The sequence below is a fragment of the Roseateles sp. genome, assembly GCF_047654805.1.
GTDB lineage: Bacteria > Pseudomonadota > Gammaproteobacteria > Burkholderiales > Burkholderiaceae_C > Pelomonas.
On sequence record NZ_JASGIV010000001.1, the window covers coordinates 5,530,083 to 5,549,159 of the forward strand.

A 19,077-nucleotide genomic window follows, 5' to 3' on the forward strand; every position below is an offset into this window, starting at 1 on the left:
CATGCGCCGCTGCCTTCTCCCGTTGCTCCTCGCAGCCCTGACCGGCTGTGGCCGTTCGCCGGGCGCCGGCAACGAAGCCTGGTTCCCGTTGGAGGCCGGCCACCGCTGGACCTATGTGGTCACCACGCGCAGCGGACTCGACGCCTCCGAGCGCGAAAGCCTGACGCTGCGTACTCTGGGGCGCGAGACGCTCGTGCTGGACGACAAGCCTGCCTGGGTGCGTCGCAGCGACAGCGGCATCAGCTACTGGCTGCGCGCAGACGACACGGGCATCGTGCGCGTGGCCAGCAAGAGCGACATGCAGCCCGACCCCGTGGCCGACGCGCCGGGCCGTTTCGTGCTGAAGGCGCCGTTCGCGGTCGGTACGCAGTGGCAGGCATCCACGACCACGTACTTGCTGATGCGCACGCACGAGTACCCGCGGGAGCTCAAGCACAGCCATCCCAATATCCCGATGACCTACCAGATCGAGGCTGTAGCCGACGAGGTACGTACGCCGGCCGGCAGCTTCTCGCCCTGCCTGCGGGTGCGGGGCAGCGCGACGGTGCGGGTCTTCGTGGATCCCATCAGTGGATTCAAGGACCAGCCGCTGACTAGCGTGGAGTGGTACTGCCGTGGCGTGGGTCTCGTGAAGATGGAACGCAGCGAGCCGTCCACGTCGCCCATGCTGGTGGGAGGCTCGCGCACGTTGGAGCTGGAGGCTTGGCAGTGAGGCCCGCTGTGCGCCGCGACCTGCTCTGGGTGGGTGCGGCCACGCTCGCCGCCTATGCTTTGGGCAGCGCCTGGCAGTGGCAGGAGGGGCTCAGCGGCCTGCTGGAGCGGTATGAGCATTGGCAGGTCGACGAGCTGCCACTGGCGCTCACCGTGATGGCGCTGGGCCTGGCCTGGCAGGCCTGGCGCCGCCATCGCGAGGCCACCCGGCTGCTGCAGCACAACCGCGAGCTGGCAAGACAGCTGATCGCAGTGCAGGAGCGCGAGCGTCAGGCGCTGGCGCGCGAGCTGCACGATGAGCTGGCCCAGCATTGCGCGGCGATCCGGCTCGAGGCCGCGGTGGCCGCCCGCTGCACCGAGCTGGCCCAGGCCCAGGACGCCGCGCGCCGCGCCGCGTCCAGTGCGCACAGTCTGCAGATCGGCGTGCACCGGTTGTTGCGCCAGCTGCGTCCGGCCGATCTCGATACGCTTGGCCTGTGCGCCGCGTTGCGCGAGTTGTGCGCCCAGCGCGCCTGGCCGAACTGCCGCTTCGGCACCGACGCGGATGAGCACGGAAGCTTTGGCGAGGAGGTGGACATGGCTCTCTATCGTGTCGCCCAAGAGGCACTTTCCAACGTGCTGCGCCATGCGCATGCGACGGCCGTGGATGTGCGGCTGGATGCGTCGGCCGATGGCGTGCGCTTGAGCGTGCAGGATGACGGCCTGGGCTTCGATGCCGATGCCGACACCGGCGGCCTGGGCCTGCTGGGCGCCCGCGAGCGCGCGGCGGTGCTGGGTGGCGAGCTGCGCGTGCATAGCGCGCCGGGCAAAGGCACCCGGGTGGAGCTGTGGCTGCCGTTGCGGCGAGGCCTCGCATGACGCGGCTGCTGCTGGTGGACGATCACCCAGTGGTACGCGCCGGCTACCAGCGCTTGCTGGAGCTGGATGGAGCGTACCGCGTCGTCGCCCAGGCCGGCACTGTGGATGAGGCACTGGACCTGCACCGCGAGCACCAGCCCGAGCTGACCATCACCGACCTCGGCCTGCCCGGCCCCGGCGGCATGGAGCTGCTGCGCCATCTGCTGGAGCGTGATGCCGGTGCACGGGTGCTGGTGTTCAGCATGCACGAGGGCGAGGCCATGGTTAGACGCACGTTCGCGATGGGCGCACGCGGCTATGTCAGCAAGAGCAGCGCGCCGGAGGAACTGCTGGACGCCGTGGCCTGCGTGATGGCGGGGCGGCGCTATCTGTGCGGCGCGCTGCCGGCGCATTGGCTGCAGCCCACGCCGTCGAACGACCTGGATGGCCTGCAGTCCCTGAGCGACCGCGAGTTCGAGGTCTTCCGGCTGCTAGCCCAGGGTCTGACGCCGGCAGATTGCGCCGGTACCCTGCATCTCAGTCCCAAGACCGTGTCCAACCTGCAGACTCAGATCCGGGACAAGCTGGGGCTGGCCAGCGCGGCGGCGATGGCGCATCTGGCGTTGAGAAGAGGCCTGATCGACGCCCAGTTCAGCAGCTGAAGGCAGTACTGTCGTGAGTCAGGTTGGGCGCATCCATGCAGCCGCCGGATTCGTTGCCTTGGCGTGCGGATGCCGACATGGCCCGGTAGCGGTCGTGCCAGCGCACCGCGCCAGGAAGGCCAGAGTTCGACCAAGCTGCCAATCGCCAGTGGGGATCCCGGCCAGCCCCGTTGGCCGCCGACGTCCACAATCGGGTAGGCGGGCTGCCAGTATGGACATGCCCGTACCAGCGCAACCAAGGCAGGCGCGGCACCTGAAGAGTTGACCGTCAGAGGGCTTGAACCATGAATGAACACTGCTGGCTGCCGGCAAGACTTGCATTTGCGGGCCGCTTCGCGACCGCGGCAAGGCAGGGGAATGGACAGATCGCGAATCATTGCCGGCCAGTGCGCAGTCCTGCGGCCATAGGGTGGTTGTCCGGCCTGCTGCTGGGACTGAGCCTGGCCGTTCAGGCCGAACCCTTCAATGCCGCGACCTACAACCTGCGGCTCAATCTCGCGAGCGACGGGTCCAACGCCTGGCCCCATCGACGTGACGCGGTGCGTGCACTGATCCGTTATCACGAGATCGATCTGCTGGGCACGCAGGAGGGCCTGATCGACCAGATCGAAGACCTCGCCGCGATGCCAGGCTTGGCACGCGTCGGCGTCGGTCGCGATGATGGAAAGCGCGGTGGCGAGCACGCGGCCATCTTCTTTCGTACGGAACGCTTCGCGCTGCTGGCCACCGGCGACTTCTGGCTCAGCCCCACGCCCGACGTGCCCGGAAAGGGCTGGGATGCCCGCTGCTGCAACCGCCTGGCCACATGGGCGAGGTTGCGTGACTTGACCAGTGGCCGGGTTTTCGTTGCCTTCGCGGTGCACTTTGACCACGAAGGTGTGGTGGCGCGGCGCGAGTCCGCCCGGTTGATGCTGCGCAAGATGCGAGAAATCGCCGGAGAAACCCCGGCGCTACTGCTGGGTGACCTCAACGCCACGCCCGATTCCGAGCCAGTGCAGATTCTGCTGACGGGCCTGCGCGACGCCCGTACGCAGAGCCAGATGCCGCCCTATGGCCCTGTGGGCACCTTCAATGGATTCAAGCTCGACGCACCGCTGAAGGAGCGCATCGACTATGTGATGCTCAGCCCTCAGTGGCGCGTGCTGCGTTACGCGGCGCTCACCGATTCGGTCGATGCCCGATTCCCGTCCGACCACCTGCCAGTGGTGACCCGTGTGAGCCTGGATTGAGTCGATCAGACTGCTGGCTTTGCACAAACCCTTGGCCACCGCGCCGACGCTTCAAGGGGCCAGTTGCTCACGCGGCAATCGCTCTGGCGGAGGATGCGTCGCCGCGCTACGGCGCACGTTGGCTGTCGTCTTGGTGGAGCCAACGCAAGGCGATCGTCCTATCCGGATTCCGAGCTGCCGCTTCAAGCCTCCCGTACCTCTTGGGCGGAGGCCCGTCCCGGGTAGATAGGCTCTTGCGGCAACGCCGTCTGCCGCGCTGAGAGCTTGCGTGCGATGAAGGGCGTGCGTCAGGTGCGGAGCGCTCCAGCGCAGGAGGAGGTCGCCGCAAACCGGCCCCTCCCATCGCTGTCACCTACGGCGTCGGCATTTCAGCCCGCCATCTTCACCCATGCGTTGCACCAGCCGTTCTTCGCGACTTGCGCCTTGCGGCCGAACATCGCGCAGCCGCTCCACGCATCGGTGGGCTTGGCCTGCCAGAACTGGCAGTTGGCGCAGTGCTGGCTGGCTTGGTGCTTGGGCCACTTGGCGGGGTCGACCTTGGTGGTGTCATGCTTGTAGCCGAGCGCCATGGCGGTTTCGCTGGCTTCGTCGACAGGGTTTGTTTGAGCAATGGCCGGGCAGGCCAGGCAGGCCGTCGTGGCCTGCAGCATGAAGATGCGGCGGGTGGGATGCATGGAAACCTCGGGGCATGAGCGGAGCCGGCCCGCATGGACCGGCTCCTTCGGGAGATGGGGGAGCGGCTTACTTGGCGAGCTTGAACACCCAGACCATGCCGCCTTGCTCCAGGTAGTTGACCTTCTTGGCCACGTCACCGCCCCACAGCGGCACGGCGCCACCCCAGCCGGACACGACGCTGACGTACTGCTCGCCGTTCTGCATCCACGACACCGGCGGCGCGACGACGCCCGAGCCGGTCTGGAACTGCCAGACCACCTTGCCTGTCTTGGCGTCGGCGGCCTTGAGCCAGCCTTCAGGCGTGCCCCAGAACACCAGGTTGCCCGCAGTGGTCAGCACGCCGCCCCACAGCGGCGCACCGTTCTTCACCTCCCAGACGATCTTGCCGGTCTTGGGATCCACCGCACGCATCGCACCGATGTAGTCGTCGTTCAGCGTCTTGATCGTGAAGCCGGCACCCAGGTAGGCAGCGCCTTTCTTGTAGGCGATGGGCTCGTTCCAGATCTCCATGCCCCACTCGTTGGCGGGCACGTAGAAGAGCTTGGTGTCCGGGCTGTAGGCCATTGGCATCTGGTTCTTGCCGCCCAGGAAGGACGGTGCTGAGAACACCGAGTTGCCCTTCTTGCCGTCGGCGCCGGCGGTCGGGTCGCCGGGGCGGTTCTCGGGCACGAAGTTCGGGCGGCCGGTCTTCAGGTCGATACCCGAGGCCCAGGTGATCTTCTTGACGAAGGGGAAGGCGTTGGCGAGCTGGCCGTTGTTCGCATCCAGCACGTAGAAGTAGCCGTTGCGGTCGGCCTTGGCGCCCATGCGCTTGCCGTCCATGTCGAAGGTGATGAACTCATTGACGCCGTCGAAGTCCCAGCCATCGTTGGGTGTGCCTTGGTAGTGCCACTTGATCTGACCGGTCTTCACGTCAATGGCGACGGTGGAGCAGGAGAACAAGTTGTCGCCCTGGCGCAGATGGCTGTTCCAGGGTGCCGGGTTGCCGGTGCCGAAGTACGCCAAGCCGGTCTTGGCGTCGTAGGTGCCGCCCAGCCACGTGGCCGCGCCGCCGGTCTTCCACAGGTCGCCCGGCCAGCTCTTGCCCTGCGTACCTGAGACGCCGTTCTCGGTCTTCTTGCCGGTCTTGTCCCAGGTGTAGCCCATGTGCCCCTCCACCGTGGGGCGCATCCAGACCATCTTGCCGGTCTTGGGGTCGCGCGCCTCGACGCGGCCCACCACGCCGAACTCGCCACCGGACACGCCGGTGAGCAGCAGGCCGCCCGCGATGATGGGGGCGGCCGTGGCGGAGTAGCCGGCGGCGTAGTCGTCGATCTTCTCCTTCCACACGACATCGCCGGTGTTTTGGTCCAGCGCCACCAGCTGGGCGTCCAGCGTTGCGAAGATGACGAGGTTGTCGTAGAGCGCTGCGCCGCGGTTGACGACGTCACAGCAGGGCATGATGCCCTCGGGCAGGCGGTGCTCGTACTTCCACAGCTTCTGGCCGGTGGCGGCATCGAGCGCGAAGATGCGCGAGTAGGACGCTGTCACGAACATCTTGCCGTTGTGGATCAGCGGCTGAGATTCCTGGCCACGCTGCTTCTCGCCGCCGAAGGAGAACGCCCAGGCGGGCACCAGCTTGGCGGCGTTGCCGGTGTTGATCTGCTTGAGCGGCGAGTGGCGCTGACCCTCGGTGCCCAGGCCCCAGGACAGGACCTCCTGGCCGGACTTGGACGAGGCCTGGATCATCTGCTCGGTCACGGCGGCGGTCGCGCTGCCGGCGGCCACCAGGCCGAGGCCCAAGGACATCAGGGCTGCGAGGGGCTTGAGTTGCATGGTGTTGTCTCCTGTGTTGATTGGGGGTCCGCGGTCGTGCAAATGCGGCGCGGATGGCCAGATACAGCGCAAGCTCCATGCCAGTCGCAAATCTGCAGATTTCGCGGCGGGATGGAGCAGTCGAGCCGCCACAGCAGCCCGTGCGGGCCGGGCGTAGCGTCCGCTGGCGCCTGTGGCGGCACCTGTTCGCGGCCGGTTGTCCCGTCCTGGGCATGACTGCTCCAGGCTGCAACAGTCGGCGGGTGGTTTCCCGGGGCCGCGACATCCTTGACGGGGGCTTTGGCCCGTCAGAGCGGGCTGGCACGGGTTCTGCGTTGTTCAGCGAGCCCCAACCCATCCGCACAGGAGACAGCCATGACCGTCTACGCCGCCCCCGGTACCCCCGGCGCCAAGATCGCCTACAAGCCCCGCTACGACAACTTCATCGGCGGCAAGTTCGTGCCGCCCGTCGACGGCCAGTACTTCGACGTGGTCTCGCCCATTAACGGCAAGGTCTACACCCAGGCCGCGCGCTCCACCGCCGCCGACATCGAGAAGGCACTGGACGCTGCACACGCCGCCGCGGCCAAGTGGGCCGCCGTGCCGGCCGCCGAGCGCGCCAACATCCTGCTGAAGATCGCTGACCGCGTCGAGGCCAACCTGGAGCTGTTGGCCTATGCCGAGACCGTGGACAACGGCAAGCCCATCCGCGAGACGTTGAACGCCGACATCCCGCTGTGCGTAGACCACTTCCGCTACTTCGCCGGCTGCGTGCGCGCGCAGGAGGGCGCGCTTAGCGAGATCGACCACAACACCATCGCGTACCACTTCCACGAGCCGCTGGGCGTCGTCGGCCAGATCATTCCGTGGAACTTCCCCATCCTGATGGCAGCCTGGAAGCTGGCTCCCGCGCTGGGCGCCGGCAACGTCGTCGTGCTCAAGCCTGCCGAGAGCACGCCCATCAGCCTGCTGATCCTGGTGGATCTGATCGCCGACCTGCTGCCCCCGGGCGTGCTCAACGTCGTCAATGGCTTCGGCCGCGAGGCCGGCATGCCGTTGGCCAGCAGCAAGCGCATCGCCAAGATTGCCTTCACCGGGTCCACGGCTACCGGCCGTGTCATCGCCCAGGCGGCGGCCACCAACTTGATCCCGGCCACGCTGGAGCTGGGCGGCAAGAGCCCCAACATCTTCTTCGAGGATGTGATGGACCAGGACGATGCCTTCCTGGACAAGGCGATCGAGGGGCTGGTGCTGTTCGCGTTCAACCAGGGCGAGGTCTGCACATGCCCCAGTCGCGCGCTGATCCAGGAAAGCATCTATGACAAGTTCATTGAACGCGCCCTCAAGCGCGTAGCGGCGATCAAGCAGGGCAACCCGCTGGACACCGACACCATGATGGGCGCGCAAGCCTCGTCCATCCAGATGGACAAGATCCAGACCTACCTCGCGCTGGGCAAGGAGGAGGGGGCCAAGGTGCTGATCGGCGGCGATCGCGCGCAGCTGGGCGGTGACCTGGCTGGCGGCTACTACATCCAGCCGACGCTGTTCCAGGGCAACAACAACATGCGAATCTTCCGCGAGGAGATCTTCGGCCCGGTGCTGGCCGTGACCACCTTCAAGGACGAGGCCGAGGCGCTGGCCATCGCCAACGACACGCCCTACGGCCTGGGCGCTGGCGTGTGGAGCCGCGACGGCAGCCGCGCCTACCGGCTGGGCCGGGGCATCCAGGCCGGTCGCGTGTGGACCAATTGCTACCACGCCTATCCCGCGCATGCAGCCTTCGGCGGCTACAAGGAATCCGGCATCGGCCGCGAAACCCACAAGGCCATGCTTGACCACTACCAGCAGACCAAGAACCTGCTGGTTAGCTACAGCCCCAACGCACTGGGCTTCTTCTGATCGCTACCGTGATCGACACTCAGGGGCGGCTCGGGCCGCCCCTTTTTCCTGGGGCGTCGCCATGATCGCTTATATCCCCCGCGTGCAGGCCAGCGAGGCCGCGCAGGCGCTCATCGGCCGGCTGCGCCGCGAGCACGGTGCAATCCTGTTCTACCAGTCGCACGGCTGCTGTGCCGGCAGCGCGCCCATGTGCTTTGCCGTGCACGAGCTCAAGCTCAACGCCAGCGACCGCCTGCTGGGCAGCGTGGACGGTGTGCCGGTCTATGCCAGCCATGCGCAGTGCGACTACCTGGCCGGCCTGCAGATGACGCTGGACGTGGCGCCGGGCAACAGCGGCAGCTTCGGGCTGGAGGATGGTTCGGGGCAGCACTTCGTCGCGCACTTCCGGCTCTGGGCCGATGAGGAGGTGCCGCTGCTTGAGCCGATCAGGGCCTGCCCGGCCTGACGGCGGCTCAGGGCTGTTCAGGCCGTCAGCTTCAGCCCCACGATGCCCGCGAGGATGAGCCCTACGCAGGTGAGGCGCGCCACCGTGGCAGGTTCGTGGAACAGCACCATGCCCAGCACGACGGTGCCGACGGCGCCAATGCCCGTCCACACTGCATAGGCCGTGCCCACGGGCAGAGTGCGCATGGCCAGGCCCAGCAGGCCGACGCTGATGACCATGGCGGCCACTGTGCCTGCCGTGGGCCAGGGGCGCGAGAAGCCCTCGGTGTACTTGAGGCCGATGGCCCAGCCGACTTCGAACAAGCCAGCAACGACAAGAACCAGCCATGCCATGAACGATCTCCTGGCGCGTTGAGCGCAATGCGTTCGGGTCGTCCCGGGAGGTGGTGAGCCGGCCAGGTCGTCCAGGCCGGGCGCTCCCATCGGGGGCGGGACGCAGTGTAGGCAGCAGTGGCGCGGCAGGCGCGCATGCCCTGGTGCCGCGTGGGTGGTTGCGTCGCAACAGGGGTGCAACCCCGTCATGGGGCGCCAAGGCGGCGCTATTCAGCGCGCAGCGTAGCTCTGCGTGCGCAGCGCGTCGGCGATGCCCTTGCGGTTCTGCGTCAGCGCTGCCATGCTGAAGTGGATGTGGCCGCTACCCGGCGACACGCGCCGGATGATGTCGATCTGGGCGAGCACCTCGTCGGGCTGCCAGCTCCTGTCGGTGTCGTTGATGCGACTCGTGAACAGGCCTACATGGATGGGTCGGCCCAGCGGGTTCTGCGCTCGCCAGGCTTGCAGCAGCGGCTCGAAGGCCTGGGCGGTCTGGGCGCGCGGCCAGTAGAGCTGGGGCGCGAGATAGTCCATCCAGCCCTCGCGCAACCACAGCTCGACGTCGGCATAGAGCTTGTCGTACTGGCTGAAGCCGCTGATGCCCGGCGGACGGGCGGCGGGCTTGGGCATGCCGAAGGGGCTGACGCCAACTCGCGTGCCGGGGCGCACCTCATGGGCCAGCGCGTACAGCCGCTGCACCAGCGTGTTGACGTTGTAGCGGCGCCAGTCGTGGCGGCCCAGCGAGCCGCCCTTGGCCAGGTACTTCTGCCAGCTGGGCTCGTCGGGGAAATCGATCTCCTGGTTGGTGGTTGGGTCCTGGATGGGGTAGGGGTAGAAATAGTCGTCGATGTGCACGCCATCGACGGCGTAGCGGCTCAACAGGTCCCGCACGACGGCCAGCGTGTGCTCGGCGGCTTGCGGCTCGCCGGGGTCCATCCACAGCTGGTCGCCATACTGCCTTACCCAGTCGGGGTGGGCGCGGCTGACATGGCTGTCCGCCAGCGGTGACTTGGCGGAGCTGTGGCGCGAGCGGTAGGGGTTGAACCAGGCGTGCAGTTCCAGGCCGCGCTTGCGGCACTCGGCCAGCCAGACGGCCAGCGGGTCGTAGCCGGGGTGCTGGCCCTGGGTGCCGGTCAGGTACTCACTCCAGGGTTCCAGCTTGGATTCGTACAGCGCGTCGGTGCTGGTCCGCACCTGCAGGATCAGCGCGTTCAGGCCGATGCTCACGGCGGTGTCGCACAGCGACCTGATCTCGGCCTGCTGCGCTTCGGCACTCAGGCCCGGCTTGCTGGGCCAGTCGATGTTGGCGACGGTGGCGATCCAGGCGGCCCGCCACTCGCGCGGCGGAGGCGGGGTCAGCGTGGCGGCGCCAGACGCCGCTGGCGCGGGGGGCGTGGCGTTCAACGCGGCTTCGCCGGGCGCCACGGTGGGCACCGTGGGCGTTGCGCATGCGGCGAGCAGGGGGGCGGAGGCAAGGCTGAGCAGGTGGCGGCGTTTCATGGTTTCAGACTTTCACAAACCAGTGCTTGCGGTACATGAGCCAGGCGATGGCGTACATGACCAGCACGAAGAGAAGGGCGTGCAGGAGCGAGGCGTTGGCCGGTGTCAGGCCCGAGTCACGCAGCGGCGCGTACAGCACGCGGCCCAGCGTGCTTCCGTCGGCGAACTTGACCGTGTAGAGCATCTTGGCCACCAGTCCCGACAGCGCGAACAGGAACAGCGCGTTCATGCCGAACACGACCAGCGGATGTAGCAGCCGTGCCCAGCGCGCACGGGCCAGCGGCTGCGGCGCGGCGTCTAGCAGCCAGTAGAAGACGGCGAACACCAGGCAGGCCCAGCCCGCCATCGCGAACACATAGGACGGCGTCCACAGCGACTTGTTGATGGGCATCAGCCAGGCATCGAGCACCTGCCCCAGCCACAACGAGGCTAGCCCGGCGAGAACCCAGGTCATGGTCTTCTCGGCCGGCTGGCGCTGGGATGCGAGGACATAGCCCGCCAACACCCCCAGCAACTGCGAGGCCACCGCCGGCAGCGTGGACAGCAGGCCCTCGGGGTCCCACGTCTTGGCCTGCCTCCACAGATGGCCATCGAGCAGCAGGCGGTCAAGCCAGGCGCCTGCGTCCTTGCCGGGCTCCAGCAGGCCCACGTGGACGATGCCGTCCGCATCGGGTACCGGCAGGCACAGCTGAACCACCGAGTAGACCGCCATCAGCCCCACGGCCCACAGCGCCACGCCGCGCGCGCCGCACCAGATGACGATGGGCGCGGCCAGCAGCGTGCACAGGCCCAGACGCTGCAGCACGCCGGGGATGCGCACCGTCTCGAAGTTGAAGCTGGGGATGAGGTTGAGCAGCAGGCCAATGCCGATGATGACCAGCGCGCGACGCGAGATGCTCAGCAGCAGCAGTCCCTTGTCGGCACCGGCCTGGGCGCGGCGCGCCAGGCTGATGGTCATCGCCATGCCGCTGATGAAGACGAAGAAAGGGAAGACCCAGTCCGTGAACGTCCAGCCGTTCCACTTGGCGTGCAGCAGCGGTGCGTAGACGTTGCCCCAGTCGCCCGGGTTGTTGACCAGCAGCATGGCCGCGATCGCAAAACCGCGAAAGGCGTCCAGGGACAACAGGCGGTCCTTCATTCGTCCTTCTTCCCGAAGTTCTCCGGCACCTTGATCAGCGCCGCCATCACGAAGCTGGGCACGGTGGCCACCAGCACCCAGGCGAAGAAGGGCACGTAGCCGATGTGGTCCTGCAACCAGCCGCTCCACATGCCGGGAATCATCATGCCCAGGGCCATGAAGCCGGTGCAGATTGCGTAGTGCGCGGTCTTCTGCGGACCCTCGGCGACGTGGATCATGTACATCAGATAGGCCGTGAAACCCAGGCCGTAGCCGAACTGCTCGACAGCCAGCGCGGCGCTGATGATGGCGAGGCTGGTCGGGTGCATCAGCGCCAGCAGCAGAAAGGCGACGTTGGGCACGTGCATGGCCAGCACCAGCGGCCACAGCGCCCGCTTCAGTCCGACGCGGGATATGACCCAGCCGCCGGCCAGGCCACCCAGCGTGAGCGCCGTCAGGCCCACGGTGCCGTAAGCGATCCCCACGGCCTTGGTGGACAGGCCCAGGCCACCCTTGTCGACCGGGTCCAGCAGGAATGGACTGGCGAGCTTGAGCAACTGCGCCTCGGGAAAGCGGTAGAGCAGCAGGAAGCCGAGGATGACCGCGATGCCCGGCTTCCTGAAGAAGCTGGCGAAGACAGAGAAGAACTCGGCCACCAGGCCCCGAGCGGCGGCGCCGCCCACGCCGCGCACGTCCGTCGCAGGGCGGGGCAGCACGAAGCCGTGCCATACGGCCAGCAGCACGAACAGGCCGCCCAGCAGCCAGAACACGATGCTCCAGGCCTGCGCCACGCTGCCGCTGCGCTCGCTCAGCTCGCCGGCCAGGTAGACCAGACCGCCCTGGCCGCCGATGTTGGCCAGGCGGTAGAAGGTCGAGCGCACACCGACGAAGGCGGCCTGGCTGTGCTGAGGCAGCGCCAGCATGTAGTAGCCGTCAGCCGCGATGTCATGCGAAGCCGAGGCAAAGGCCATCAGCCAGAACACCGCCAGCGAGAGCTGGAAGACCTTGTCCGTCGGGATGGTCAGCGCGACGCCGGCCAGCGCCGCGCCGACGAAGAACTGCAGTACGGTCACCCAGCGTCGCTTGGTGCCAAACAGCTCCGCCAGCGGCGACCACAGCGGCTTGATGACCCAGGGAAGGTAGAGCCAGCTCGTGTAGAGGGCGATGTCGGTGTTGGAGATGCCCAGGTTCTTGTACATGACGACCGACAAGGTCATCACGACGACGTAGGGGATGCCCTGGGCGAAGTAGAGGCTGGGAATCCACGCCCAGGGTGAGCGCGTCATGCCGAAAGTGCCTTGCCGACGTTGCCATCCGCTGCGGCGAGCAACGCTCGCGCCTGATCCACGCCCACGCCTCGCTTGAGCATGACCAGCGCCGTCTTCACGTGGTGGTCGCACTGCGCGAGGGCTGCCTGCGCGTCGGCCTCGCTGGCGCCGGAGGCGCGCACCGTCAGCGCCAGCGCCCGCTTCACCAGCTTGGCGTTCGTGGCCTTCAGGTCCACCATCAGGTTGCCGTAGACCTTGTTGAGCCGCACCATCAGCGCCGACGAGAAGGTGTTCAACGCGATCTTCTGCGATGTGCCGGCCTTGAGCCGGGTGCTGCCAGAGATGACCTCCGGGCCGGTGTCGAGCACGATGCCGATCTCAGCCTGCTGCGTGACGGGGGCGCCGGGGTTGTTGGCGAAGCCAATGGCCAGCGCGCCGGCTGCGCGTGCGGCCTCGATGGCGCCCAGCACGTAGGGCGTGCCGCCGGATGCGGCCAGCGCCAGAAGCACGTCGTTGGGGCCAGGCTTGAGCGCCGCGATGTCGGCACCGCCCTGCCCGTGATCGTCCTCGGCACCTTCCACGGCAACGAACATCGCGCTCTCGCCGCCGGCCAGCACGGCCACGGCGCGCTCGCGCGGCCAGGAGAAGGTGGGGTAGAGCTCCACGCTGTCCAACACGCCCAGACGGCCGGAGGTGCCGGCACCGGCATAGAGCAGCCGGCCGCCTGCCCGGATGCGCGGCAGCGCGGCGTCCACGGCCGCGGCCAGCAACGGCGCGGCGGCCTTGACAGCGGCGACGGCGGCGGTCTGGTCGTCAATGAAGGCCTCCAGCAGCGCCGGCGTGGCGTAGGTATCCAGGTCGGGGTGGCGGGTGCTCGGGGTTTCGGTGTTCAGCATGGGGAAAAAGGACGCGATCTAGCCCGCGGACTCTAGCTCGCCGCTGGCTCCTGACGAATGCCACGCGCCATTGCAGCCATAACGGCAGGTAATCAGAATCTGCACGCTGGCTGTAAGGACTCGGCGAGTCATTGCGACGCAGGCTGGCAAGTCGGTGCCTGGGAAATGGGACCGACCTGTGGTGACCCGATCTCATCCACTTCCCTCTTGGAGGCTCCCTATGAACGCATCACTGAAGAATGGCCTGGGCATTGCCGCCGCGGCCGCGGCCCTGTTCGCCACCACCGCCTTTCCCACGACCGCGGCGGCGGCCGACGGCATGGTCAAGTGCTCCGGCGTGAACAGCTGCAAGGGCACGTCCGAGTGCAAGACGGCCAAGAACGACTGCAAGGGCCACAACGGCTGCAAGGGCCAGGGCTGGGTCAGCAAGAAGAGCGCCGACGAGTGCACCAAGGCCGGCGGCAAGGTGGAGAAGTAAGTCCACGCCCGAGGGGCTGGCGTGCCTCCCCGGGGGCAGCCGGTGGACTGGCAATGCCAGTCCCACGGCTGCCGCAGGGAGGTGCGCGACCCTGCGGCCGTGCGTCGTCTCCGTTTTTGCCGACATGACCAAGATTGAAGGCTTCGGCCTCGGCTTGCGCGTGGAGCATTACGCCGCCTTCGAGGCCGGCGTGGATGCCGGCGTGCGGCCGGACTGGCTGGAGATCATTGCCGAGAACTACCTGGTGCCCGGCGGCCCGCCACTGGCGCACCTGGAGCGCATCCGGGCGGACTACCCGCTGGTCATGCACGGCGTGTCGCTGTCCGTCGCCGGGCCGGTGCCGCTGGACCTTGGTCATCTGCGCGAGCTGCGCCGCCTTGCCGACCGGCTTGAACCGGGCTGGGTGTCCGACCACCTGTGCTGGAGCGCGGACGCTCACAGCCAGCTCCACGACCTGCTGCCCGTGCCGCTGACTCGCGTCGCACTGGACCACGTGGCGGGGCGCGTCGCCCAGGCGCAGGACCTGCTGGGCCGGCCCCTGGTGCTGGAGAACGTTTCCAGCTACGTGCGCTTCGCGGCCGACGAGATGGCGGAATGGGATTTCATCGCGCAACTGTTGCAACGCACCGGTGCGCAGATGCTTCTGGATGTGAACAACGTCTATGTCAGCGGCCGCAACCACGGCTTCGATCCCGTGGACTACCTGGACGCGATTCCCGTCGGACCCGTGCGCCAGATCCACCTTGCCGGCCACGAGGACCGCGGCGACATCGTCATCGACACCCACGACCACCCGGTACGCGACGAGGTCTGGGCGCTGTACCTGCACGCGGTGAAGCGTTTCGGCACCGTGCCGACGATGATCGAGCGCGATGACCGCATCCCGCCGCTGGATGAGCTTCTGGTCGAGCTGGCGGTGGCGCGCCGGCTGGCGGCCTCGGTATGACCACGATCGAGCTCCAGCGGCGCCTGGCTGCGGCCATCCGCGACGACGCCGACGTCGGCGAGTTGTTGGCCGGCGACTTCACGACGGGTCTGGCCGTCTACCGCCATGCCTACCGCGCCCGCCTCGTTGCCGCGCTGGCCGACAACTACACCGTGCTCGCCCGGGCGCTGGGCGACGCGGCCTTCGACGCCCTGGGTCGAGCCTATCTCGCCACGCAACCCAGCCGGCACCCGTCCATCCGCTGGTTTGGCCACGCGCTTGCCGACTTCATGGCCGTGGCCGGCGACTCGCTGGTGCCTCATGCCAGCCTGGTCGACGTCGCCCGCATGGACTGGGCGCTGCGCGGGGCCTTCGACGCCGCCGATGCCCCCCCGCTCGATGCCGCGACACTGGCCGGCCTGGATCCGGACGGCTGGGCCGGCTTGGTGCTGCAGCTGCAACCCAGCGTGCAGCGCGTGCCGCTCGCCCATGCCATTGAGCCGGCCTGGCGTGCGCTGCGCGAGTGGGAGCCCGAATCGGCCGAAGACCCACCTGGCCTGCCCGAACCCTTGCCGCACGAACACGTGCTGCTGGCCTGGCGCCAGGGCCTGGAGACGCGCTGGCGCTCGCTGGAGCCGCTGGAGGCAGCGCTGCTCGACGCCGTTGCCGTGGGTCAACCCTTCGCCCGGCTGTGCGAGCGCGTCGCCGAGCAGCTCGGCGATGCCGAGGCGGCTGCACCGGCCGTCGTGGCGGCGCTGCAGCGCTGGCTGGCCGAGGGCCTGTTGCGCCAGCCCTGACCACCGGCCCCGCGGGGCTTTGCGGCTTGGCTATCCTGCGAGCCTCACCACCGAGGCCTGCCATGTCACGACGCCTGCTCACCGCCCTGTTCGCCGCCCTGCTCATCCCAACGGCCCACGCCGCTCTCAGCGTGGGCGCACCGGCGCCCGACTTCAGCGCTGACGCCGCCGTTGGCGGCCAGCCCTTCAAGTTCCGCCTTGCCGACGCGCTCAAGCAGGGACCCGTGGTGCTGTACTTTTATCCCAAGGCCTTCACCAGCGGTTGCACCGTCGAGGCTCACCAGTTCGCCGAGGCCACGGACAAGTTCAAGACGCTCAACACCACGGTCATTGGCATGTCCAATGACGACATCGAGACGCTGAAGAAGTTCAGTGTCGAGGCCTGCCGCAACAAGTTCGCCGTCGCTGCTGACGCCGGCGGCAAGGTCATCAAGGACTACGACGTGGCGCTGAAGCTTGTGCCGGGCAGCATGGCCGACCGCGTCTCCTATCTCATCGGCACCGATGGCAAGGTCGCTGCCGTGCATGCCAGCATGAACCCCGACGGCCACATCGACGCGATGCTGAAGGCCGCCGAGAAGCTGAAGAAGTGATTGCCCTCGGCGCGGCCGAGCTGCTGGCGGCCTACCGTGCGGGCACGCTGTCGCCCGTCGAGGTGATGGAGGCGGTGCTGGCCCAGGCCAGGCGCCGCGATGGCGAGCTGCATGCGCTGTGCGCCATCGACGCTGACGGCGCACGGGCCGCTGCCCGTGCCAGCGAGGTCCGCTGGCGCACCGGGACCGCGAGGGCGCTTGAGGGCGTGCCGGTCACGCTGAAGGAGAACATCGCCCAGCCGGGTGTGGCTTACCGTCTGGGCACCGCCGCGACGGCCGATGCCGCGGTGGCTGACTTCGAGGCGCCGCCGGCGGCGCGGCTGCGCGAGGCCGGCGCCATCGCCTGGGCGCGCACCACCATGCCCGACTACGGCATGCTCAGCTCAGGCCTGTCCAGCCTCTACGCCGAGCCGGCGCGCAACCCATGGAACGTGGCCCTCACGCCTGGTGGCTCGAGTGCCGGTGCCGCCGCTGCCGCCGCTGCCGGCTACGGGCCGCTGCACCTGGGCACCGACATTGGTGGCTCCATCCGGTTGCCGGCCGGCTGGTGCGGCCTGGTGGGCCTCAAGCCCAGCCACGGCCGCGTGCCCATCAAGCCCGGCTATGCCGGCCGTGTGGCCGGGCCGCTGACGCGCACGGTGGCGGACGCCGCGCTGATGCTGGCCGCGCTCGCGCGCCCGGATGCGCGTGACCCCACGCAACTGCCGCCGTCCGACTTCGTCTGGCCGCCTGGCATCGTGCCGCGGGGCTTGCGACTGGGCCTGATGATGGATGCCGGCTGGGGCGAGGCGGTGCAGTCCGAGGTGGCGGTGATCATCACCGCCGCAGCGCGCGCCTTCGAGGAGGCTGGTGCCACCGTCGAGCCGCTGGGCCCATTCACGACGCGCGAGATGGCCGATGGCATTGACCGTTTCTGGCGCATGCGTTCCTGGCTGGACATCTCGGCTCTCGCGCCAGAGCGTCGCGCCCGCGTGCTGCCCTACATCCTGGACTGGGTCGCGCCAGCGGCCGGCTACGACGGTGCCACCGTTTTCCGCGGGTACAGCCAGATGCAGGCCTTGCGTGAGGCCGCCCACGCTGCCTGCGAGCCCTTCGACTTCGTGCTGTCGCCGGTGGCAGCCATGCCGGCGTATCCGGCGCACCTCGCCAGCCCGCTGCACGACCCTGCCCGGCCGTTCGAGCACATTGCGTTCACACTGCCTTTCAACATGAGCGAGCAGCCGGCGCTGGCGATCAACGCGGGCTACACCTCGGCCGGGCTTCCTGTCGGGCTGCAGATCATCGGCCGCCGCTTCGACGATGCCGGCGTGCTGGCCCTTGGCGCGGCCTGGGAGCGGCTGCGCCCGGCCCCGCGCCCCTGGCCGGTCTGAGGCTCAGCGCACCGGCGGTGGCTCCTGGGTGGGCAACCCGGCTGCCGCGAGGTCGGCGTTGACCAGGGCCCAGGCGGATTCGAAGCTGTCTGCTCGACGCACGGGACGGCTGGCGCGCCAGATGTCCATCAGCGCCGGCAGGCGTTCGATGCCCGGGATGCCGGGACGCACCAGGAAGACGGTGGAGAGGGCGGTGATGCCACGCGAAGCGAAACTGTCGATGCTGGCGCGCAGCGCGCCCAACGCGTCGGAGTCCATCTGCAGGCTGCCGCGGATCTCCAGCAGGTCGGCGAAGCGGCGGTCGGCCGGCAGGCGCTTGCCAGCGAGTGCGATGGCGCGCCTCGTGGCCGCCATCAGCTCAGCGTCGAATGGCCCTTCAGCGACGGACATCATCACGCGGCCGTACACACCGACACGGACCCGCCCGAAGCTGGGTTTGGGGCCGGCGCGGCGGGACGGCGGCAAGGCGGGACGGGCGTTCATGGTGTGAGACGATTTTGCACGCTCAACGAAGGAGTCATGACGATGTTGACCTTGTACGGTACGAAGGGTTCGGGCTCGGCGGCCATCGAGGCAGCGCTGGCACGCGCAGGCCTGGCCTACACGGGCGTCGACGCGGCGTCCTGGAACCCCGGTCCGGGGCGGGACGAGCTGTTGCGCGTGAACCCGCTGGGCCAGATTCCGACGCTCGTCCTCGCTGACGGCACGGTGTTGACGGAAAGCGCGGCCATCCTCATCCACCTGGGCCTGGCGGCGGCACCGGGCCTGTTGCTGCCCATCGACGCAGGCGCGCGGGCGCGGGTGCTGCGAGGGCTGGTCTACATCGCTGCCAACTGCTATGCGGCCATCAGCGTCATCGACTACCCGGAGCGCTGGTGCGAGCCCTGCGATGACGCGATGAAAGGGCAGATCCGCGCCGGCACGCGTGCCCGCCTGCACGAGCACTGGCGGCTGTTCGCCGACCAGTTCGGGATCGGCTTCAATGCCGGTTCGCCCGGGGCGTTGGAACTGCTGGCTACCGTCGTGTCCAAATGGTCGGGTGCGCGGGCCATGCTGCAGGCCGAGCGTCCGAGCTTCTTTGCGCAACTGCTGCGGGTGGAGCAGCACCCCGAGGTGGCCGCTGTCTTCCAACGCCATTGGCCCTGAGCCGAGGAGCTTCCATGACGCATCCCGTTGACGCTTGGCACGAACTGGTCCGCACCCGCCACGTTCCAGGGCTGGACGCGCTGCTGGCCGAGGACGTCGTGTTGCATTCGCCCGTCGTTCACACTCCGCAGAAGGGCCGCGCCATCACCAAGCAGTATCTTGGCGCCGCGCTGGCGGTGCTAGCCAACGACACCTTCCGCTATGTGCGCGAGATCCGAGGGGATCGGGACGTTCTGTTGGAGTTCGAGCTGGAGCTGGCGGGCGTGCAGGTCAATGGCGTGGACATCATCCGCTGGAACGACGCCGGGCAGATTGTCGACTTCAAGGTCATGGTCAGGCCGCTCAAGGGCATGCAGGCCGTGCACCAGAAGATGGGTGAGCTGCTGGCGCAGATGCAACAGCGGCCGCGGTGAACGGATGCAGG

The 19,077-nt window shown here is 68.3% G+C and carries 21 protein-coding genes; 13 read left to right on the top strand and 8 right to left on the bottom strand.

All coding sequences use genetic code 11. The features are described from left to right. Position 1 precedes the first annotated feature (1 nt). The 4 genes from QM732_RS25035 (at position 2) to QM732_RS25050 (ending at position 3,439) form a co-directional block, all read left to right on the top strand. Positions 2 to 712: a hypothetical protein gene (locus QM732_RS25035; RefSeq protein WP_415658797.1), complete on the top strand. Its 711-nt coding sequence runs from the start codon at positions 2 to 4 to the stop codon at positions 710 to 712. Further along, positions 709 to 1,569 carry a sensor histidine kinase gene (locus QM732_RS25040; RefSeq protein ID WP_415659436.1) on the top strand — a complete coding sequence of 287 codons (861 nt, stop codon included), beginning with the start codon at positions 709 to 711 and terminating at the stop codon, positions 1,567 to 1,569. Before QM732_RS25035 ends, QM732_RS25040 begins: the two co-directional genes overlap by 4 nt. After that, positions 1,566 to 2,210 carry a response regulator gene (locus tag QM732_RS25045; RefSeq protein WP_415658798.1) on the top strand — a complete coding sequence of 215 codons (645 nt, stop codon included), beginning with the start codon at positions 1,566 to 1,568 and terminating at the stop codon, positions 2,208 to 2,210. Before QM732_RS25040 ends, QM732_RS25045 begins: the two co-directional genes overlap by 4 nt. A 413-nt stretch (positions 2,211 to 2,623) precedes the next feature. Further along, positions 2,624 to 3,439 carry an endonuclease/exonuclease/phosphatase family protein gene (locus QM732_RS25050; RefSeq protein WP_415658799.1) on the top strand — a complete coding sequence of 272 codons (816 nt, stop codon included), beginning with the start codon at positions 2,624 to 2,626 and terminating at the stop codon, positions 3,437 to 3,439. A gap of 368 nt (positions 3,440 to 3,807) precedes the next feature. On the opposite strand, the gene QM732_RS25055 is transcribed toward QM732_RS25050, so the two are convergent. Further along, complete coding sequence (locus QM732_RS25055; protein ID WP_415658800.1) at positions 3,808 to 4,113, bottom strand: high-potential iron-sulfur protein; 306 nt, start codon at positions 4,111 to 4,113, stop codon at positions 3,808 to 3,810. Positions 4,114 to 4,180: 67 nt separating this feature from the next. Continuing rightward, positions 4,181 to 5,929, bottom strand: a complete 1,749-nt coding sequence (locus QM732_RS25060; protein WP_415658801.1) for a PQQ-dependent methanol/ethanol family dehydrogenase — start codon at positions 5,927 to 5,929, stop codon at positions 4,181 to 4,183. A 354-nt stretch (positions 5,930 to 6,283) separates the two neighbouring features. Between QM732_RS25060 and QM732_RS25065 the strand changes: the two genes are divergently transcribed. Continuing rightward, a complete protein-coding gene (locus QM732_RS25065; protein ID WP_415658802.1) occupies positions 6,284 to 7,807 on the top strand; it encodes an aldehyde dehydrogenase family protein in 1,524 nt (507 codons plus the stop codon). 61 nt (positions 7,808 to 7,868) lie between these two features. Next, positions 7,869 to 8,252 carry a DUF779 domain-containing protein gene (locus tag QM732_RS25070; RefSeq protein ID WP_415658803.1) on the top strand — a complete coding sequence of 128 codons (384 nt, stop codon included), beginning with the start codon at positions 7,869 to 7,871 and terminating at the stop codon, positions 8,250 to 8,252. 17 nt (positions 8,253 to 8,269) lie between these two features. On the opposite strand, the gene sugE is transcribed toward QM732_RS25070, so the two are convergent. From sugE to QM732_RS25095, 5 genes are all read right to left on the bottom strand, one after another. Next, positions 8,270 to 8,584: a quaternary ammonium compound efflux SMR transporter SugE gene (sugE, locus tag QM732_RS25075; protein WP_415658804.1), complete on the bottom strand. Its 315-nt coding sequence runs from the start codon at positions 8,582 to 8,584 to the stop codon at positions 8,270 to 8,272. 210 nt (positions 8,585 to 8,794) lie between these two features. Continuing rightward, the gene (locus QM732_RS25080) at positions 8,795 to 10,063 is read right to left on the bottom strand and encodes a glycoside hydrolase family 10 protein (RefSeq protein ID WP_415658805.1); all 1,269 of its coding nucleotides are present in this window, start codon (positions 10,061 to 10,063) and stop codon (positions 8,795 to 8,797) included. Positions 10,064 to 10,067: 4 nt separating this feature from the next. Next, on the bottom strand, positions 10,068 to 11,201 hold the full coding sequence (locus QM732_RS25085) for an acyltransferase family protein (RefSeq protein WP_415658806.1): 1,134 nt from the start codon (positions 11,199 to 11,201) through the stop codon (positions 10,068 to 10,070). Further along, positions 11,198 to 12,466, bottom strand: coding sequence for an MFS transporter (locus QM732_RS25090; RefSeq protein WP_415658807.1), 1,269 nt, complete (start codon positions 12,464 to 12,466; stop codon positions 11,198 to 11,200). The genes QM732_RS25085 and QM732_RS25090 overlap by 4 nt, the downstream gene beginning before the upstream one ends. After that, a complete protein-coding gene (locus QM732_RS25095) occupies positions 12,463 to 13,344 on the bottom strand; it encodes an N-acetylmuramic acid 6-phosphate etherase (protein WP_415658808.1) in 882 nt (293 codons plus the stop codon). The genes QM732_RS25090 and QM732_RS25095 overlap by 4 nt, the downstream gene beginning before the upstream one ends. A 220-nt stretch (positions 13,345 to 13,564) precedes the next feature. On the opposite strand from QM732_RS25095, the gene QM732_RS25100 reads away from it, so the two are divergent. The 5 genes from QM732_RS25100 to QM732_RS25120 all read left to right on the top strand — a co-directional run bounded on the left by QM732_RS25100 (position 13,565) and on the right by QM732_RS25120 (position 17,507). After that, the gene (locus QM732_RS25100; protein ID WP_415658809.1) at positions 13,565 to 13,822 is read left to right on the top strand and encodes a hypothetical protein; all 258 of its coding nucleotides are present in this window, start codon (positions 13,565 to 13,567) and stop codon (positions 13,820 to 13,822) included. A 124-nt stretch (positions 13,823 to 13,946) separates the two neighbouring features. Next, a complete protein-coding gene (locus QM732_RS25105; RefSeq protein WP_415658810.1) occupies positions 13,947 to 14,768 on the top strand; it encodes a DUF692 domain-containing protein in 822 nt (273 codons plus the stop codon). Continuing rightward, on the top strand, positions 14,765 to 15,544 hold the full coding sequence (locus QM732_RS25110; RefSeq protein WP_415658811.1) for a putative DNA-binding domain-containing protein: 780 nt from the start codon (positions 14,765 to 14,767) through the stop codon (positions 15,542 to 15,544). The genes QM732_RS25105 and QM732_RS25110 overlap by 4 nt, the downstream gene beginning before the upstream one ends. A gap of 62 nt (positions 15,545 to 15,606) precedes the next feature. After that, complete coding sequence (locus tag QM732_RS25115; RefSeq protein ID WP_415658812.1) at positions 15,607 to 16,137, top strand: peroxiredoxin; 531 nt, start codon at positions 15,607 to 15,609, stop codon at positions 16,135 to 16,137. Further along, complete coding sequence (locus tag QM732_RS25120) at positions 16,134 to 17,507, top strand: amidase (RefSeq protein ID WP_415658813.1); 1,374 nt, start codon at positions 16,134 to 16,136, stop codon at positions 17,505 to 17,507. Before QM732_RS25115 ends, QM732_RS25120 begins: the two co-directional genes overlap by 4 nt. 3 nt (positions 17,508 to 17,510) lie before the next feature. Here the strand turns inward: QM732_RS25120 and QM732_RS25125 are convergent, their stop codons facing one another. Further along, positions 17,511 to 17,990 carry a hypothetical protein gene (locus QM732_RS25125; RefSeq protein WP_415658814.1) on the bottom strand — a complete coding sequence of 160 codons (480 nt, stop codon included), beginning with the start codon at positions 17,988 to 17,990 and terminating at the stop codon, positions 17,511 to 17,513. Positions 17,991 to 18,026: 36 nt separating this feature from the next. Here QM732_RS25125 and QM732_RS25130 point away from each other — a divergent pair, with 36 nt between their 5' ends. Next, on the top strand, positions 18,027 to 18,653 hold the full coding sequence (locus QM732_RS25130) for a glutathione S-transferase (protein ID WP_415658815.1): 627 nt from the start codon (positions 18,027 to 18,029) through the stop codon (positions 18,651 to 18,653). Positions 18,654 to 18,667: 14 nt separating this feature from the next. Further along, positions 18,668 to 19,066 carry a nuclear transport factor 2 family protein gene (locus QM732_RS25135; protein WP_415658816.1) on the top strand — a complete coding sequence of 133 codons (399 nt, stop codon included), beginning with the start codon at positions 18,668 to 18,670 and terminating at the stop codon, positions 19,064 to 19,066. Positions 19,067 to 19,077 lie beyond the last annotated feature (11 nt).

Coding starts and splice junctions, on each gene's coding strand:
- QM732_RS25035 (WP_415658797.1), top strand. CDS start 2: ATGCGCCGCTGCCTTCTCCCGTTGCTCCTCGCAGCCCTGACCGGCTGT.
- QM732_RS25045 (WP_415658798.1), top strand. CDS start 1,566: ATGACGCGGCTGCTGCTGGTGGACGATCACCCAGTGGTACGCGCCGGC.
- QM732_RS25055 (WP_415658800.1), bottom strand. CDS start 4,113: ATGCATCCCACCCGCCGCATCTTCATGCTGCAGGCCACGACGGCCTGC.
- QM732_RS25060 (WP_415658801.1), bottom strand. CDS start 5,929: ATGCAACTCAAGCCCCTCGCAGCCCTGATGTCCTTGGGCCTCGGCCTG.
- QM732_RS25065 (WP_415658802.1), top strand. CDS start 6,284: ATGACCGTCTACGCCGCCCCCGGTACCCCCGGCGCCAAGATCGCCTAC.
- QM732_RS25070 (WP_415658803.1), top strand. CDS start 7,869: ATGATCGCTTATATCCCCCGCGTGCAGGCCAGCGAGGCCGCGCAGGCG.
- sugE (WP_415658804.1), bottom strand. CDS start 8,584: ATGGCATGGCTGGTTCTTGTCGTTGCTGGCTTGTTCGAAGTCGGCTGG.
- QM732_RS25080 (WP_415658805.1), bottom strand. CDS start 10,063: ATGAAACGCCGCCACCTGCTCAGCCTTGCCTCCGCCCCCCTGCTCGCC.
- QM732_RS25085 (WP_415658806.1), bottom strand. CDS start 11,201: ATGAAGGACCGCCTGTTGTCCCTGGACGCCTTTCGCGGTTTTGCGATC.
- QM732_RS25090 (WP_415658807.1), bottom strand. CDS start 12,466: ATGACGCGCTCACCCTGGGCGTGGATTCCCAGCCTCTACTTCGCCCAG.
- QM732_RS25095 (WP_415658808.1), bottom strand. CDS start 13,344: ATGCTGAACACCGAAACCCCGAGCACCCGCCACCCCGACCTGGATACC.
- QM732_RS25100 (WP_415658809.1), top strand. CDS start 13,565: ATGAACGCATCACTGAAGAATGGCCTGGGCATTGCCGCCGCGGCCGCG.
- QM732_RS25105 (WP_415658810.1), top strand. CDS start 13,947: ATGACCAAGATTGAAGGCTTCGGCCTCGGCTTGCGCGTGGAGCATTAC.
- QM732_RS25110 (WP_415658811.1), top strand. CDS start 14,765: ATGACCACGATCGAGCTCCAGCGGCGCCTGGCTGCGGCCATCCGCGAC.
- QM732_RS25115 (WP_415658812.1), top strand. CDS start 15,607: ATGTCACGACGCCTGCTCACCGCCCTGTTCGCCGCCCTGCTCATCCCA.
- QM732_RS25125 (WP_415658814.1), bottom strand. CDS start 17,990: ATGAACGCCCGTCCCGCCTTGCCGCCGTCCCGCCGCGCCGGCCCCAAA.
- QM732_RS25130 (WP_415658815.1), top strand. CDS start 18,027: ATGACGATGTTGACCTTGTACGGTACGAAGGGTTCGGGCTCGGCGGCC.
- QM732_RS25135 (WP_415658816.1), top strand. CDS start 18,668: ATGACGCATCCCGTTGACGCTTGGCACGAACTGGTCCGCACCCGCCAC.